Annotated in this window: 14 protein-coding genes; 5 read left to right on the top strand and 9 right to left on the bottom strand. The window is 60.2% G+C overall.

What is annotated here, in order from left to right; translation table 11 throughout:
- Nucleotides 1-132: 132 nt before the first annotated feature.
- Entirely contained in the window at nucleotides 133-483 is a 351-nt protein-coding gene (locus ACWRN3_RS20255) for a hypothetical protein (protein WP_166843165.1), read from the bottom strand.
- A gap of 76 nt (nucleotides 484-559) precedes the next feature.
- Entirely contained in the window at nucleotides 560-991 is a 432-nt protein-coding gene (locus ACWRN3_RS20250) for a hypothetical protein (RefSeq protein ID WP_166843166.1), read from the bottom strand.
- Nucleotides 992-1,566: 575 nt separating this feature from the next.
- Between ACWRN3_RS20250 and ACWRN3_RS20245 the strand changes: the two genes are divergently transcribed.
- A complete protein-coding gene (locus ACWRN3_RS20245) occupies nucleotides 1,567-1,899 on the top strand; it encodes a hypothetical protein (protein WP_166843091.1) in 333 nt (110 codons plus the stop codon).
- A complete protein-coding gene (locus tag ACWRN3_RS20240; protein WP_324645359.1) occupies nucleotides 1,880-2,206 on the top strand; it encodes a hypothetical protein in 327 nt (108 codons plus the stop codon). The genes ACWRN3_RS20245 and ACWRN3_RS20240 overlap by 20 nt, the downstream gene beginning before the upstream one ends.
- 171 nt (nucleotides 2,207-2,377) lie before the next feature.
- Here ACWRN3_RS20240 and ACWRN3_RS20235 read toward each other — a convergent pair whose 3' ends face one another.
- From ACWRN3_RS20235 to ACWRN3_RS20220, 4 genes are all read right to left on the bottom strand, one after another.
- Nucleotides 2,378-4,705 carry a DEAD/DEAH box helicase gene (locus ACWRN3_RS20235; RefSeq protein WP_166843092.1) on the bottom strand — a complete coding sequence of 776 codons (2,328 nt, stop codon included), beginning with the start codon at nucleotides 4,703-4,705 and terminating at the stop codon, nucleotides 2,378-2,380.
- Nucleotides 4,706-4,707: 2 nt separating this feature from the next.
- Nucleotides 4,708-6,660 carry a site-specific DNA-methyltransferase gene (locus tag ACWRN3_RS20230; RefSeq protein ID WP_166843093.1) on the bottom strand — a complete coding sequence of 651 codons (1,953 nt, stop codon included), beginning with the start codon at nucleotides 6,658-6,660 and terminating at the stop codon, nucleotides 4,708-4,710.
- Between the two features lie 344 nt (nucleotides 6,661-7,004).
- On the bottom strand, nucleotides 7,005-7,877 hold the full coding sequence (locus ACWRN3_RS20225; RefSeq protein WP_166843094.1) for a hypothetical protein: 873 nt from the start codon (nucleotides 7,875-7,877) through the stop codon (nucleotides 7,005-7,007).
- A gap of 46 nt (nucleotides 7,878-7,923) precedes the next feature.
- Nucleotides 7,924-8,172 carry a helix-turn-helix domain-containing protein gene (locus ACWRN3_RS20220; RefSeq protein ID WP_324645360.1) on the bottom strand — a complete coding sequence of 83 codons (249 nt, stop codon included), beginning with the start codon at nucleotides 8,170-8,172 and terminating at the stop codon, nucleotides 7,924-7,926.
- A 331-nt stretch (nucleotides 8,173-8,503) separates the two neighbouring features.
- Between ACWRN3_RS20220 and ACWRN3_RS20215 the strand changes: the two genes are divergently transcribed.
- Nucleotides 8,504-10,312, top strand: a complete 1,809-nt coding sequence (locus ACWRN3_RS20215) for a hypothetical protein (RefSeq protein ID WP_166843096.1) — start codon at nucleotides 8,504-8,506, stop codon at nucleotides 10,310-10,312.
- A 211-nt stretch (nucleotides 10,313-10,523) separates the two neighbouring features.
- A complete protein-coding gene (locus tag ACWRN3_RS20210; RefSeq protein WP_476741701.1) occupies nucleotides 10,524-11,141 on the top strand; it encodes a recombinase family protein in 618 nt (205 codons plus the stop codon).
- Nucleotides 11,142-11,202: 61 nt separating this feature from the next.
- Here ACWRN3_RS20210 and ACWRN3_RS20205 read toward each other — a convergent pair whose 3' ends face one another.
- Nucleotides 11,203-11,748: a hypothetical protein gene (locus ACWRN3_RS20205; protein ID WP_166843098.1), complete on the bottom strand. Its 546-nt coding sequence runs from the start codon at nucleotides 11,746-11,748 to the stop codon at nucleotides 11,203-11,205.
- A 166-nt stretch (nucleotides 11,749-11,914) separates the two neighbouring features.
- On the opposite strand from ACWRN3_RS20205, the gene ACWRN3_RS20200 reads away from it, so the two are divergent.
- Nucleotides 11,915-13,309: an IS1380 family transposase gene (locus ACWRN3_RS20200; RefSeq protein ID WP_324645007.1), complete on the top strand. Its 1,395-nt coding sequence runs from the start codon at nucleotides 11,915-11,917 to the stop codon at nucleotides 13,307-13,309.
- Nucleotides 13,310-13,558: 249 nt separating this feature from the next.
- On the opposite strand, the gene ACWRN3_RS20195 is transcribed toward ACWRN3_RS20200, so the two are convergent.
- Nucleotides 13,559-13,981, bottom strand: a complete 423-nt coding sequence (locus tag ACWRN3_RS20195; protein WP_324645362.1) for a hypothetical protein — start codon at nucleotides 13,979-13,981, stop codon at nucleotides 13,559-13,561.
- A 1-nt stretch (nucleotide 13,982) separates the two neighbouring features.
- Nucleotides 13,983-14,810, bottom strand: coding sequence for a ParA family protein (locus ACWRN3_RS20190; RefSeq protein ID WP_166843100.1), 828 nt, complete (start codon nucleotides 14,808-14,810; stop codon nucleotides 13,983-13,985).
- Nucleotides 14,811-15,134 lie beyond the last annotated feature (324 nt).

The following is a 15,134-nucleotide window of genomic DNA, read 5'->3' as shown; positions in this document are numbered from 1 at the left end:
CGGCGGCCGCCCACCAGGCACCTTGTCACTGCGGGATTGGCGGTCCGCCGCCGGCAACCACCAGCAAACGCCGGCCACGACGGCGGACCGCCCGCGGTGACCGGCCCCCAAAGGGACCGGCCACCACCGGGGCTATTCGCGGCGGTCGTGGAGCGGGACGGCTCCATAGTGCCCGGCGGCGCGGCGGAACCTTGAGTCACTGCTGAAGATGAACGTGCCGCCGAACATGTACCACGGGACGGGTTCCCCTTGCGGGGTGACCGGTTGGGCGTGGATCACGGTTTCGCGGTGGAAGTGCTCGTTCTTGACGAGCCGGACGGCGGGCCGTTCCTCGGTGGCTTCGAACACCGGGTCGATGTCCTCGCCGATCACGGTTACTTCCATGACGCGGGAAGAGATGCCCCGGTTTGAGAAGTCCGTGCCCAGGGCGTCGCGGTAGACCAATGCGGTGATGCCCTTCGGGGCGGTGGTGTCGCTGCTCATGGTTGCTCCTTTGAAAGATGGTGGGCCGCTGTGCCGCCCGGCTCCGGCCGGGCAGCACAGCAGGGGTTGATGCTGGTTAGGCGGCGTCCTGCACGGCGTAGGGCATCCGGTACCGGCTGGGCAGCTCGGCGGCGGCCTCGGGCAGGTCCGCCGGTCCTTGGGCCTGCCCGTTCTTCCAGCTGGAGAACGCCTGTTCGGTGATCGCGTCCCACAGCCGGGCCTTCGTCCGGTAGTAGGTGCACGTCACGTCACCCTCGCAATAGGTGGCGATGCCGAACAGGTTGCCGATGCTGTCAGCGGTGCGGGTCACGGCCACCATGACGTAGGGCCACTGGCCCAGGTCCCAGCCGTCAGAGCCCCAGCTCGAGAGCACGGCCCAGCCGTGCTCTTCGATCAGTTCCATCCAGTCGTAGCCGCCGTTCATGTGGTAATCCCCCAGCACGGTCAGGCCGTCGATGGTTTCCTGCGTGTCCGCGACGGTCACGGTCTTTTTGCTTACTGCGGTCATGGTTTTTGCCTTTGCAGAGACGTGGGGTGTGTGGGGCGGCTTAGGTGACCGGCCAGCTTCCCTCTCCCCCGGATTGTTTTTTGGTTGCTGGCAAGCTTGCTTGCTCGGCGGCCGACGGAGCCCTGTCTACCCGCCAGGGCAAGGAGCGGGAAATTCCCGGAGGAAATAAGCGACGAAGGAGCGCCGGAGGGACATTTCCTGCACCGCAGGCCCCGACGAAGGAGGGGCTAGACGGGGTGGAGCGGACGCCTAGAATCCGCAGGACAGCAACCAGAAAACGTCGTAGACAAGACAGGGCCAGGGGGTCCGGAGCTCTGCGACGGCACGCCCTGGACCCAACAGCCGGCCGCGCCAGCGGACGCCCATATGGGGGTGAGCCCTGGCGAACCTCTGGTGTGGCATGCTTGGAGCCGTAAGCAGCAGGATGTTTGCACAGTTGAGGGTCCGCATTCCGATGGAATGCGGGCCCTTGCCTGTTTTGTCGGACCCCTCCCCCAAGATGAAAGCTGGCGGCCAGCACCCTGGGCCGCCGTTCTTTGGCGTGTCTATTCGAATATGTGTTCTAAGGTTGTGGTATGTCCTCCGAAGAGTTCGCGGCCGCGCTGCAGGCGCAGTACGCGCGGCGGGCCGGCCCCATCGGACTGACTGTGGAGGAGCTTGATTTCGAGCATTTCCCGGTCAAGAACGGGTATCCGGGGATCCTGGTGAAGGCGTGGATCCGGTTCCCGAACTGTGCCGAGCTGGTGGACGGCGAAGTGTTCGCCTGGACAGCGAAGGCGGCCGAAGTGACGTGGAAGGACGGGCCGGTCACGTACCGGACCTGGGTGTGGAGTTCCGCGGTTACCCGCCGGAAAGAAATGATGAACAGGAATTTGGGAGAGCGGACCCGTGGCAAGAACAGCAACTGATGAACCACTCGACGTGCCGGTGCAGGTCAGGTTTACCGCCAAGGGCATTCCCTTGGCCGTCCGGTATGACGGGCGGATCTGGGCTGTGGCCGCGGAGCCAGTGCATTGGTTCACCCGTGCGGACTGGTGGAACACGGCCAAACGCGCCCCCGTTGGTTGTGGTGATCTGGTCAGTGTTGAGCATTGGCAATTGCAGGTACGGCTGACATCCACCTCAGCGTTACGAACGCTGGAGCTGCGCCGTGAGCCACTGTCGGAGCAATGGCTGTTGGTGGCCATCATGGACGAAGGAGCTGCCGCCGCCTAAGCCCGCTAGGGCTGGCGGTGGTAGCGTGGCACTGTGACAAGATGCGCCCCCTGCATCCGCCCGTGTCGCTGGCCCTGGCCAAGCCGGGATTTGCATCCCGGCTGAGACCGCACTGTCCGGCGGTACCACTACGAGCGTGGCGCGATACTCAGCTCAGCGGCTCGGTTCAGGTCATGAAGCGGCGACAAATGACTTCGCTACCGATTCCATATCCTCGTGTGGCAGAGCCCGAAGGGTCTGACCACTACCCAGCTCCCAGATCGAGAAGCCATCCTTGCCGTCCGGCGTGCCGTCGGGTTTCCAAGTCCCCTCCGTTACGAACTTGACCTGAACCGTCGTGGGAACGTCTTTGTGCGGCTGAATAGAGAGCAGCTTGCGGCGGCCGTCACCCTCGACGAGATGGTTGCCCTTGGTGTCGACGCAGATCACTGTATCCTCTGACCATACGAGGAAGTCGGGGAAGAACCAGACCGTCTGGCCGAGCGAGACCAGAGGGATTTTGTACCCCGTCTGCGATCGGTTGCGAGCCCACGGGAGTCCCGTCTCATCGATCGCCCGCGCAAAGCGTCGTTCGAGATCGGTAAGGCCGTCGTAGCCTTCGTGAAGGGCGTTCTTGAAGGTCTCCATGCTGCCACGGCGCACGAGTGTGCTGCCGATCGTGTACGGCTTTGGCTTGTGCTGCTTGACGACCGCGTACCTGAGGTACTCGTCCACAGCTTCAGCGGCGTTATCGGTCAGGCTTGCGTAGGCACTGCTGCCGACCCCGACCTTGGCGTCAAACTTTTGCGTGTCGGTGTTCATAACCATGAGTGCAGGCCGGTAGCGGCGGGAGACCTCGCGACGGAAGACCCAGCGGGCATTAACGCGGTTGGACTGCTCAAAGTCGACCCACTCCGAGTCCACCGCTTCCCCAGCTCCGATCGTCTGCTGGACGGTCCGGCGCCGACCCACCCCGCGGGTATTAACCGAATCCTGAGAATAGTCGTGGACTTTGGCTATGACCTTTTCGACCGGTTCAACGGTTGGGGCGTTGTTGATGAACGTTCGGGGCACGGTTAGCTGCTGCTTCACGGGCAAGCTCTCCGGTTCTTCAGTCCCGGGGGGAGACGTCAGAATCCGAACCTCGGGCGCATCGCCTCCAAGCCCCTTCTTGACTTCCTCTACTACCTGCGCAAAGGAGTCGTTTCGGTCCACGCGGACGTAGAAGTGCGCAGTGTTTAGGCGGTCGGCCTCATAGTGAGTCGCGCCTGGCTGGCGCAGTACGCGTCCGACAATCTGGGTTATATCGACAGTGGACTCCATGGTCTTGTCGATGTAGGCGAAATAAACGCTGGGATCGTCCCAGCCCTCCTGGAGGGTCTTGTTGAAGATGATGTGCCGGTAATCCCCAGCCATGAAGTCTTCGTAGTCGCTCTCACCGCCGTTGAACAGTGTGAAGTCGGCAGGTAGAGGGAAATCCTTGTCCGTCTTGAGGTTCGCGTATACGGCAATCTCATCTGCCGGCACACCGCACTGGTCTGTGAGGTAGCGCCAGATCGCGATCGGTGGGGCTTGCCGTTGGTCGAAAGGCTGCTTGGGGTCGTCCGTCTGGCTCGCATCATCGGCAAGGATGTTCGTGTTGCAGACGTAGATCGCCTTTGGCATGAAACCCAGGTTTTCCGCCTTGGCGGCGTCATCTGCTTCGCCCAGGTCGCCGAGCATCTCGGAGATGGTCTCCTCCATCGGGGCATTGAGCCCGTCGAGGGAGATCATGCCTTTGACGAGTCCGGAGGCGACCACTGTGGAAGACTTCACGGGCGTGATCAGATCCGTGTCCTTGTAACCACCCGACGTCCTTAGAGGCTGGATGACCTCAGAGTCGAACTGGGCCGGGAACCTCAGCGTCGCGCTTGCTAGCAGGAAGACAGAGGGCTGCTGCTCGATGAGCAGCGTCGTCTGTTGGTCGCTCAGGTTCTGTGCCTCGTCATAGACGACGACCAGTGGCCTTCGCCGTCCATCGGTCAGTTCGCGGAGCTTAAGCGCCTCCCAGCGTGTGGATTCAATATTGTCGGTATCGAGCGCGAAGATCCTCAGGTTGCTGTTCTCGCGGTCACGCTGGTTAAAGGTGCCGACGGTCGCGAAGTAGAGCAGTGCTTCCTTCGAATTTGCGACGTCCTCGGGGTCGTACTCGCTGAGCAGGCGAACCGTAATGTCAGAGAGGAGGTGACCGTACTTCCCGCCATCTGCCAGATTGGCGTAACTCTGCTGGACCACCACCTTGCCCTTGGACAGCCAGAGAATGACCGGCGGGATCTCCGACATGGCGACGATCTCGCTGACCGCCTGGGCCAGTATCGCGGTCTTGCCGGATCCCGTGATGGACGCCAGCGCTTGATAGAACGGAACGTCACGGCGCTTCGCACCCCGCCCGAAAGATATGGGGTCCGTACTGTACTCGATGTAACGGTCGGCCATCTGAGAGGCCGCGTCCTGCTGGAACTGGAACAGTTCGATCGCCATGCTCAGCCTTCCTCGGTGAACGACTCGGTGCGGACGTCCAGTCCGAAGTCGGACAGGATCCGGTCAGGGATCTGGTACCAGACCACGTCGTCCGTCACGAGCAGGTTGCGCCGGCTGTAAACGTGGTAGACCTCGGCCAGTTCGGCCTTGTCGGCTTCCTCCGTGATCGCTTCGTAAACCTCTTCGGTCAGATCAGTGTTAGACCCTGCACCCGACCAAACCAGGTAGATTCCCTCGTTGCTCGCGTTCTTAGCGACCAGATACTTATATGGCTCATCGTCCTCGCCGTCGGTCAACGGGATGAGCGAGGCCGATCGACGGCTGCCGGTGCTTGAGTGGGACGCGATGACGGTGTCGATCATTTCGTCCCGCTCCATCAGCAGGAGCGTCTTGGCGTCGACCTTCTTCTGAAGCGTCTTAAAGGTGAAGCCGCCACCGAGCGGTGCGTGCTTCTTCTTCGACCATCCACCGTCGATCACTCTTTTGAGTCGGTCGACGGTCAGGGTTTTCGCATACGAGTCACCGTTGTCCGGGCGGCCCTGCTCAATGAGAATGAAGCGCCGGTCGGCACCCTGATCGTGGTTGAGCTTCAGGACCGCGTGTCCCGTGGTGCCGGACCCTGCGAAGGGATCGAGGATCGTCCCTGCCGGGGGGCACCAGATCTGGATGAGCTTGGTCATGAGCTTCATCGGCTTCACGGTTTCGAATCCGTGCCCGGGCCCTACGATCGCCGTCAGCTCGTTGACGCCGGATTGGCTGTGGCCTGACTCTTCATGGTCCCAGGAGACGTCGCCGAGTGCGTCCGGCTCGTCTACATCGTCGTCGGCCCAGTAGGTCATCGGCACGCGGCCCTGCTTTACGTCCTCAAGGTACTTCTTCTGCTGGGGCCGGCCCTTTCCATCGAGCCCGAATATGAGACGTGGCCAGTCGCCAGCCTCACGACGCTTTTCCGCTGTTTCTTGGGTGTCGTCGAGGTCGGATTTCACCATGACCGCGCGAACCATGCGCGTCTCTGCCGGGGAGATCCCGATGATGCCAGCGCGAATCTCCGCGTCGTCTACATCGCGTAGCTCGTAGTCGATGCCCCATTCGGAGAGCCATCGAAGGGCGTCCGTCTGCGGCGCCCGCCAGCACTTGCCGGCAGGTGGGTAGTGGACTTCGCCCGTGAACGGCGACTGGATGCCGTAGACCATTCCCTGGTGGGTAAGTGCCTTAGGGCCCGAGAAGTTCTCGCCCTTCCACACGCGCGCGTCGTTGTCGGGGTTGCGGTAGCGGGCATCCATGCTGGCTGTGCGGGGCTGCAGCCCGGTTTTCGCGATCCGCTCGTCCTTCGCGTACACGAGGACGTACTCTGTAGCCGTAGAAACGTGACGGTTGTCCGAGCGGGGCGAGTAAGACTTCTGCCAATTGATGATCGCCAACCGGTTTTCTTCGCCGAACAATTCGTCGAGCATCTGGCCGAGATGGAACAGCTCACGGCTGTCGATGCAGATGGCGAGCACGCCTGAGGGCTTGAGCATCGCGCGCATCATCTGCAGCCGCGGGTACATGAACTTCATCCACTTTGTGTGTTTCGCGGGATCGTCGCTCCCAACGAACTCGCCCATGTCGGGGTCGTTGGGGTCCTTATCCCACTTGTCGTTGTACCGAAAGTCACCGCCGGTGTTGTACGGCGGGTCGGTGAGGATCATGTCGATTTGCCCGCGTTCACGGTAAAGCGAGGCAAGGGCTTGAAGGTTGTCCCCCTCGATTACCAAGTTCCGAGATTTGCCGTGCTCGTCCCCGGCGCTGAGGGATTTCACAGTGCGCTGGTTGCGCGGACGCACTCGGCGGCCAAGCTGCCGCGCCAGGACCTTGCCTGGAAACGAAAGATTAACGCCAGCGCCGGTCTTCTCGCGGATCATTTCGATCAGCTGCTCGACTGGCAGCGACTCAAGTTCTGCTACATCGTCCACGACGCGCCCCTTTGATGACATACGGAAAGGAAAAAGGGGCGGCACGCCCTCTGTAGCCTGTGGCTGCGGTATTGCGGCTCCTCATAGCCAGTAGACCAATGACCACCGACAGTGAAAGCCTCGCCTACCCTCATAGACTCGCCCATGCTGGAAGACAGGCTTTTCTAAGCTGAAGGAAGGCAAACACGCCTCCAAGTCTAGATGGGGGCTACGGGCTGCTTGACCACTTCTTTCGCCCACTGGTGAACCCCTGCAGAGCTTGTCAGTAACTGCTCTGGGTAGTCCGACTGAAGCCAGACGCAGACTGTGCAGCCGTGGCCATTCTGGTCCTCATTGATATCCAGTCAGTAGCGCGATACGTAGACGGGGTTCGCTGCAGCATCGCTAATCTCGACGGCCAAGTCCGTGCTCAGCCGATGGCCGTCGGCTTTCTTGGTCAGGAATTTCATGGCCGCAGCCTTTCGCTCCGCTTTGGAGTAGACCACTTGCCATGCAGGGAAGTTCCTAAGTTCCTCGGCTATCTCCGCCTTGCGAGCTCGGAAGTCCTGCTCAAACTCGTAAACCTTGGCACTTACTATCCTGTTAGCTTCGGGCATGACGCGATGGGACAAGGTGATGTCGTCGATCTCGTCCATTCCAGCTTCAGCGATGATAGTTGCCATGAGGTGCCGACGCTTGCCCACTTGTTCGCCGCGGTATTTACGGGATTCAGCCAGAACTGTCGCCGCCGTTTGGATGTTGGTGTAATACTCGGTCAGGCGTTCCCGCTGGGCTTCATTGGATTCTTCCTCTGACTCTTCAACCGCGTCGTGCAGCTCGTTGAGGAACGGAACGAGCCAATCAGTACCAGCGTGCCACTCATAAAGCAGCCCTTGGGCGGCCCAGACTACCGTCACACTTTGGTGTTGTCCGTTGTACTGCCGGGCAGCTTCAATCAGTTTCTTGGCCCGAGCGGACAAATTTTCCTGGTCATCGACAAGCTCATCTAGATAGTTCTGCACTTCGAAGGTGGAATCACTAGAGCTGATAAATGCCGCCCCAACCTTGGCTGCCATCCGGATGGCTTCGTCGACGTTGAGGTCGCTGCCATTGAGAGCTATATGGCTTTCACCCTCAATCTTTGCACCAGGCACGAACAAAATGCCGGCCTCGTAGGCGCGGGCCGGAATGCTCTCACCGATTTCTGCCAGCTCGGTGGAGGTGTACGTAAAGGTCATGATTCAGATATTAGGACGTACATCTGAAACACTCAGCCGCTTCACTCTATGGCTGGTCCTCATTCACTCCCGGCGCCTGGCCCTTCCTGAGTGTGTTCCGGTTTTCCCAAACCCAGTCTTTGACCTGGTCTCTGGAGACCAACCACGTCTTCTCGACTTGGTAAGCAGGAATCACTCCGGTTTGCAACCAGCGGTACACCGTGTTTCGAGAGAGCCCGAAGAGTTCTTCGAGGTGCTGAGTCGTCAGACGCTCCGGGTATTTGGCGAAGAGAGCTTCAAGGTACTTGGGGTCCACGCTGAGTCCGTCCCACCGCATGAAACCATCTCAGATCACGTTGGCAATCTGCCGTACTGAGAGTTTCAGGGTTACTAATGCTGTTGTTTGGGGTCATCAATGCCCTTTCGCGTCGGAGGGGACCCGATACAATCTTTGTGGACATCCCCAAGGAATGGGAAATGCCGGTCCGAGCTGACCGGGGTGATTGACCAAGAGTCGCTCGGGGACGCTGCAAGCTCGCCTTCCTTGGTTCAGGTAGTGCGTGGGTGCAGGATGAGGGGCTCCTGCACTGGCCGATGGCTGGATATGGAACAGCCGCCATGGCTTCCCTGGACCCCTCCAGGTCTGAATGAAGGAGATACCGGGGAGATACATGTCTGTTCGAACAAAGATAGACCTGCCATTCTCACTGATTAATCCATGGAGCGTGGTATCCGCTCAGGCAATCTCACCATTCCCCCCTCACGGGTCTGTTGTCCGCGTGTATGCAGCAGCAACCGACGTCATGGGTGTCGAGGTACGGAAGAAAGACCGGATTCAGCTCTGGAGCAGGATTGCGGACGAGCAGGCACTTAGCTTGATTGCTCAAATCCTCACCGACATAGACATAAGCACGACAGCCGACGCTGACACAGAGGTAGATCAACGTTGGATCGCCTCCATAGTGCACCCAGAAATCCGGACCCGCCTTAGCATCGCGTCAACGCTGGGCGACAAAATGTTTGCCCCACAGCTCCTGCTGCTCGCGGCAGGAGAAGCTCTCTCTTATTGCCCGCCAGGTCCGCCGACTGACACCACTGATGGCCTCGACGCCCTGATCTGCTGTCTGCTCGGAATTGGCGACGAAAGCGGCGCCGGAGATCCCGCCGGCGAAACTTGGGGAGGAGTGAATGCAGAACTTGCGGGTGAGATAATCGCAAACCTCCACTTCAACAAGTCCATGTGGGTTGGGCATCAGCTCTCCTGGATTGAACGCACTTGGTTTCAAGACTGGCCGAAACGGACGCCCACCACGGACGCTGTTGGCGGAGAACCGCGTGACCTCTTCAAAGAGGCAACAGGGGTCGAACTAGCCGATTTTGCCGCAGTCGCATTTAACGTCTACGCCCAAGCAGCCCTACACAAATTCGTCCGCTTCCCTAGCAAGTTTTTTGACACGCTCGGGCTGCCGCCAGCTGCAACGGAACACTTTCTCAGCGCCACGTCTCGGACAGTGCCTGAGCTCCGCGCCCAGATCCAGAAGGACATAACAACCTCCGGCGGTTCCCGTTACGCGTTCAACACGTTCCGACGCTTTCCGCTCGTCCAGCTGGCATCTGGGGAGTTCCTGGTACTTAGCCCCAACTTCGTCATCCAGAGGGCCCTCAGCGAGGTCACCTTCTTCGACGTCCGCCACCACCTCAAAGCATTCGACAAAAAACACGGCACCAAGCGGGATGAAGCATTCCATCAATGCACGACCGACATTCTCGAGCATGAAACAGGCGTTACCTTGCGGCGCATATTCTCAAGAGCCAAGGTCCAGGTTCTCGACGAGATCCACCTGCAACGAAGATTTGGCTCTAGGAGACATATGCCCAAGATCTGCGACTACGCAGTGCGGGTAGGAAAAACTTGGCTTCTCTTCGAGGTGACAGACACGCCCATTCCGGTGCCCGTGGTCTTTGCAAAAGCCAACGCTGATGACCTGGACTCCGAGCTAGATCGCGTACTGACGAAGCGGAAGGCCAAACAGCTAGCATCCACCATTAGCTTGCTTCAGCAGGCAGAGCCTGACCGCCAAGGACAATCTCGTCCGGGGCAGCTCACATTCATACCACTCGTCGTAACAGCCCAGACAGGCTTACCTTGGAACCCCACCGTCCATCATCGAGTAATTGAACGTCTCTCATCGATGCCCGAGTTGTCTCAAGAATCCTGCGCGCCTGTCGCCTTAATAACCAGTAAGGACCTCATGATCCTGGAGAACGCTGCCTCACTCGGATATGACGTCGTCGATCTCCTTCGCTCTTGGCGCCAAACCGACCCTGGCAATCCTCTTGATCAGCACCTACATCAGCGGGGAGTACCTCTCAGTTCCCCACGATGGGAAAAAGAACAAGCCGTCAAGACAATCAACAACTTTATGAAGCGGATGCAGGCCAATTCTGACCACTAGTTGAGAAGTTGCCGAACAACCACTCGGGGTTTGTCTTGTCTGCATTCATGCCACAAGCACCGTATCGGCTTCCTGGCACACCCCTTGGTGATCTAGCGTTCCACTTCCTTAGAACTGGGACAGGACAATGCGGGACATTCCCCGGCGGCTCAACCCGCGTAGCTGCACGTAACTTGATCGTCCCGGATGTTATGCCAAAACGTGCGCCATAATGTGCCGTCACGAGAACAACTTTCGGTACCGTGCGGGAATGGATATCGGATACGCGCGGGTCTCAACCGCCAAGCAGGATTTGAGTCGGCAGCTGGACGCCTTGGCGGCCGCCGGCGTCACGACGGTCTTTTCCGATAAGCGGTCGGGGGCCACAAGGGATCGGCCCGGCCTTCACGCTGCGCTGCAGCATGCCAGGGCCGGCGATGTAATCGTTGTGCATACGTTGGACCGCTTGGGGCGAACAGTGCGGGATACGCTCAACCTGATGCATGAGCTCAAAGAGCGTGAAGTGGGGATCCGGACACTAGCCGATCCTCTGCGCATCGATACATCGTCTCCCGACAGTCCCATGGCGCAACTGGCAGTGGTCCTGCTGGCCCTGTTCGCGGAAATGGAGCGAACCTATGCAGCCGAACGCGCGGCGCATGCCCGGGCCGTGGCTACAGCCAACGGCCGGCGCACGGGCAGGCCATCCGTCGTAGATCCTGACAAGCTCGAACATGCCGTGATGCTGCGGGACAAAGGGAAGACCATGCGCGAAATCGTCACCAAGACGGGTCTGTCGCGGACCAGCCTGTACCGGCACCTGCCGCCCCGCTCCCCCACCGCAAACTGAACTCGTCCAGAAACGAAATGGCGCCTTAGCCAGATCGGGCCGCGCTCCGCGCTCCCCCGACTTAACCGAGGGCTGGGTGATTGCTGACAAACGGCTTCACCGTATAGTTCAGCAATCCCCAAATCTTCCTCTGTTGCGGCTGCGTGATGTTGTCTTTGATGTGCTTGTTGAACATGTCTAGAAGAAACAGGTAGTCGTTTTCACCATTGTTGTTGTTGAACCGGTTCGCTGGGAAGGCGCCCGCTTCGTACAGCCACCGCAGAATGTCGCGGGAGAAATCCGCTTCGAGAAAGATCCGCTCTCCCGCGATAATCTTCTTTCTGAGATCGAACAGACCCCTGAACGTGGTGATCTGAAGGTTCAGTTCGCTGCTCTCAAAGTGCTCTACACACGTGCTGCCGATGTATTCCAGCGTCCGTCCATTGTGGCGATTTTGGATGGTGTACATGTATCGGAGATCCTGCTGCCCGCAGACGCATTCGCCTTCCTGGAGGGGATCTTCCTCCACCGCTACTACGCCCCACTCGTGCACCGCACGGAAGAAGTGGTCAGCCTCTGAGTTGTCCTCGATGACCTTCTTCAGCGTTTCAAAACTGTTCGCCACCATGGCGTCCCCCAATCTACGGGCCAAACTTTACAGCGCTCTCTAAGCCTTGATCCACCGATGTGGATCGGGATCCTGACGGCGGTTTAAACCGAGAATGCCTGTCTTTTCAAGGAAAATGAAGCTTGTCTAGAACTCATTTTTCACCGAAAAGAGAGGCATCTCGTAGGTGCAAGTTTCCCACAGGCCTGCCGTGTTGTCAGTTTCGTTCGATGAGCCGAACCTCGTGTCGGCGGCCGGGCTGCTGCCGGTCATGACGTTGGCCCGGGACGCCGGGCTGCATGAGTTGGCCGATGAATGGCTATCGGTCCCGACGGACAAGGGTGCGAACGCCGGGCTGAAGGTCGCGTCCCTGGTCGCCGGGATGGTCGCCGGCGCGGACAGCATCGATGACATGGCCGTGCTGCGCCACGGCGGAATGAAGCGGCTATTTACCGCCTGCTACGCGCCGTCCACGCTGGGTTCGTTCCTGCGCTCCTTCACGTTCGGGCACGTGCGGCAACTGGACGCTGTCGCCTCCCGTTTCCTGGCCAGCTTGGGGACCCGGGCCCCGCTGCTCGGTCGTCCCGGGGCGGCGGACTTCGTGTTCGTCGATGTGGACGACACGATCATCGAGGTCCACGGCTACCAAAAGCAGGGTTCCGGCTACGGGTACTCCGGGGTCCGCGGGCTGAACGCCCTGCTGGCCACGGTCTCCACCAAAGACACCGCCCCGGTGATCGCTGCCCAGCGGTTGCGCAAGGGCGCGGCGAACTCGGCCCGAGGAGCCAAACGCCTGGTCACCGATGCCCTGTCCACGCTCAAACGTCTGCAGAGCGGCGGGCGGGTGCTCTGCCGTTTCGATTCGGCCTTCTACGGGCAGGCGGCGGTTTCCGCGGCGCTTGCCGGCGGCGCGGAGGTGTCGGTGACCGTGCGCATGGACCCGGCCGTCAAGCGCGCCATCGCCGGTATTCCGGAGTCGGCGTGGGAAACGATCGAATACACCGACGCGGTCTTCGATGAGACCACCAATACCTGGGTTTCGAAGGCCGAGGTCGCCGAGACCGTGTTCACCGCGTTCAGCTCCCGCACGAAGGCCGAGCAGATCAGCGGCCGGCTGGTGGTGCGCCGGATCCCGGAACTGAACCGGAAGGCCGGCGACGGACAACCCACCCTGTTCGAAACACACCGGCACCACGCGTTCTTCACCACCGTGGACGCCACGGTCCTGGACACCGTCGCAGCGGACAAGATCCACCGCAAACACGCCCAGATTGAGCAGGTGAATGCAGATCTGAAGGACAGCGCCCTGGCCCATATGCCCTCAGGTGTTTTCGCCGCGAACTCGGCCTGGCTGGTTGCCGCGGTCATGGCCTACAACCTCACCCGGGCCGCCGGACTCCTCGCCGCAGGGCCCTTCAGCAAGGCCCGCACCGGCACGATCCGCCGCAAACTCATCCACGTCCCGGCCCGCATCGCCAGCAGCGCCCGACGCATCCGCCTTCACCTGCCCGAAGCCTGGCCCTGGAAAACCCCGTGGGAAGAGCTCTTCAACACCGTCCACGCACCGCCCACCGCGGCATAAGAACCCCACCCGCCAGCCGGAAACGGCCCGATCAGGACATCCAGTGGAACACCACCGGCAGCGAGGCCGGCGATCTGCCATGCCCGAAACCAGAATCCGCGACCGACCCCGAAATCCATCAGGACCAACCGCGGATCGGTGGATCAAGGCTAAGGGACTCTGGTTCTGTGGCTGTGAGCCAGGCACCACATTCCCTAGCAGCAGCTCTATTGTCGGCATTAGACCTAATAGCGACAAAAGACCTTTTGCCTACCTTCGGCCGCGTGCGATTTTTCCAGACGGTACGCGGGGAAACGGGTTGCCTCCGTTGTAAGTCTTCTCGCGTCCCTGCATCCTCACGAGGGCGGCTTCCCGAAGGAAGTCCGAGAAGGAGGCTTCCCGCTCGGCCGCGGTGGTCGGAGTATGAAACCATGCGGCTCGGATGCGTTCTAGTTCATCCTCGTCCGCGTAGAAGGCCCCTTTCGGCTGGGTTTTGCCGGCTTTATTGGCAACCTTCGGCGCAGCAGCCGGCGCGGCTGGATCCTGCGCGCGCGAAGGCGAAGGAGCCTGGTCTGTGATGAGCTGCGGCCCCGGATCCTCTTGATTTTTCATCACAGGCGCCTGGTTGTTTTGGTGCTCGATTGGGTGAGCAGCCCCGAGGGTGCTCTTTCGGCGTTCGGGTCGTTGTGCCATGTCAGCTCTCCAGGGTGCTGTAGTCGTGCTTTGGGAACATCTTTTCCAGGTGTGCACGAAGTTCGATTTCATCCAGATGCGCGAGGTGTCGTGCGTAGATTTCGTAGGCTTGCCGCGCTTTGTCGTCTCCGGGCCACTCGTCGAGGCCGACGCCGGCTTCCATGGCGTCTTGGATGACGCTCCAATACGGCACGTAGGGCGTGAAGACCCGCCACGGTGAGGCTTCGGCGAGGTCAGCTATCCATGCCTTGTGGGTCAGGGTGTTGCGGTTTCCGTTGACTATCACGCCCGCCACTGTCAGCAGGGGGTTGTAGTACCGGGAGACGCTGTCGAAGCTCAGCTGCAGCTGGCTCAACCCATCGAGGGAGAATTTGCCGGGTTGGCAGATCACCAGGGCGCGGTGCGCCGCTGCAAGCGCGTTGATGGTGTGCAGCTCTAGGCTGGGTGCGCAGTCAATGAGGATTATGTCGTAGCGGTCCAGGCTGTCCGCCAGGGCTTCTTTGAGCCGGTACTCGCGGCCGTGCTCGGTGTGTAGCTGCTGGATTGCTTTGGTCGTGTTGGAGTTGCCGGGGAGAACGGCGAGTCCTCCCCAGATGCCGTCGACTTCGACGTCTTGGACCCTCTCCCCCAGCAGCACGTCAGCAAAGGTGAGTTGGTCCGCTTCCACGTTGTCTGCTGCCAGGATGCCGCTGAGGTTTCCCTGCGGGTCGGCGTCTATGGCCAAGACTCGCTTTCCGGACGCAACCAAAGCTCTGGTGAGGCTGTACGTTTCCGTCGTCTTGCCGACGCCGCCCTTTTGGTTGATGAGCGCATAGATGGTCGCTGCCATGGAATCTCCAATCAGTGATGGAACGAATATAGCCAATATCCCTATTAGGACTTATAGCGACACGGTGTCCATAGGAGACAATATCGCCATTGGCCCTAACATCCCGGGACCGCTGTGGAGTCACCGGCTCGACGGGGACCACGATGAGCATCCGCTATATAGTCATTAGGTATAAAAACTATAGTAGCTCCTTTGTCGCTTTTATACCTAATACCCCTAACGGATATAAATCCCCGCCGTGATCCCCGCCGTGATCCCGGGTATGGCGGGTGAAGTCTCCAAGGCCTCGGTCATGACCCGACAATCGGGCGGTTGAAGCTTCGT

This window comes from Pseudarthrobacter sp. rb (assembly GCF_056389225.1).
This window is presented reverse-complemented; position numbering and strand designations above follow the sequence as displayed.

Bases quoted from the DNA above. Each gene is read 5' to 3' on its own strand.
- ACWRN3_RS20210 (WP_476741701.1), top strand. From the start codon at position 10,524: ATGTGCCGTCACGAGAACAACTTTCGGTACCGTGCGGGAATGGATATC.
- ACWRN3_RS20195 (WP_324645362.1), bottom strand. From the start codon at position 13,981: ATGGCACAACGACCCGAACGCCGAAAGAGCACCCTCGGGGCTGCTCAC.
- ACWRN3_RS20235 (WP_166843092.1), bottom strand. From the start codon at position 4,705: ATGGCGATCGAACTGTTCCAGTTCCAGCAGGACGCGGCCTCTCAGATG.
- ACWRN3_RS20205 (WP_166843098.1), bottom strand. From the start codon at position 11,748: ATGGTGGCGAACAGTTTTGAAACGCTGAAGAAGGTCATCGAGGACAAC.
- ACWRN3_RS20255 (WP_166843165.1), bottom strand. From the start codon at position 483: ATGAGCAGCGACACCACCGCCCCGAAGGGCATCACCGCATTGGTCTAC.
- ACWRN3_RS20250 (WP_166843166.1), bottom strand. From the start codon at position 991: ATGACCGCAGTAAGCAAAAAGACCGTGACCGTCGCGGACACGCAGGAA.
- ACWRN3_RS20245 (WP_166843091.1), top strand. From the start codon at position 1,567: ATGTCCTCCGAAGAGTTCGCGGCCGCGCTGCAGGCGCAGTACGCGCGG.
- ACWRN3_RS20215 (WP_166843096.1), top strand. From the start codon at position 8,504: ATGAAGGAGATACCGGGGAGATACATGTCTGTTCGAACAAAGATAGAC.
- ACWRN3_RS20225 (WP_166843094.1), bottom strand. From the start codon at position 7,877: ATGACCTTTACGTACACCTCCACCGAGCTGGCAGAAATCGGTGAGAGC.
- ACWRN3_RS20190 (WP_166843100.1), bottom strand. From the start codon at position 14,810: ATGGCAGCGACCATCTATGCGCTCATCAACCAAAAGGGCGGCGTCGGC.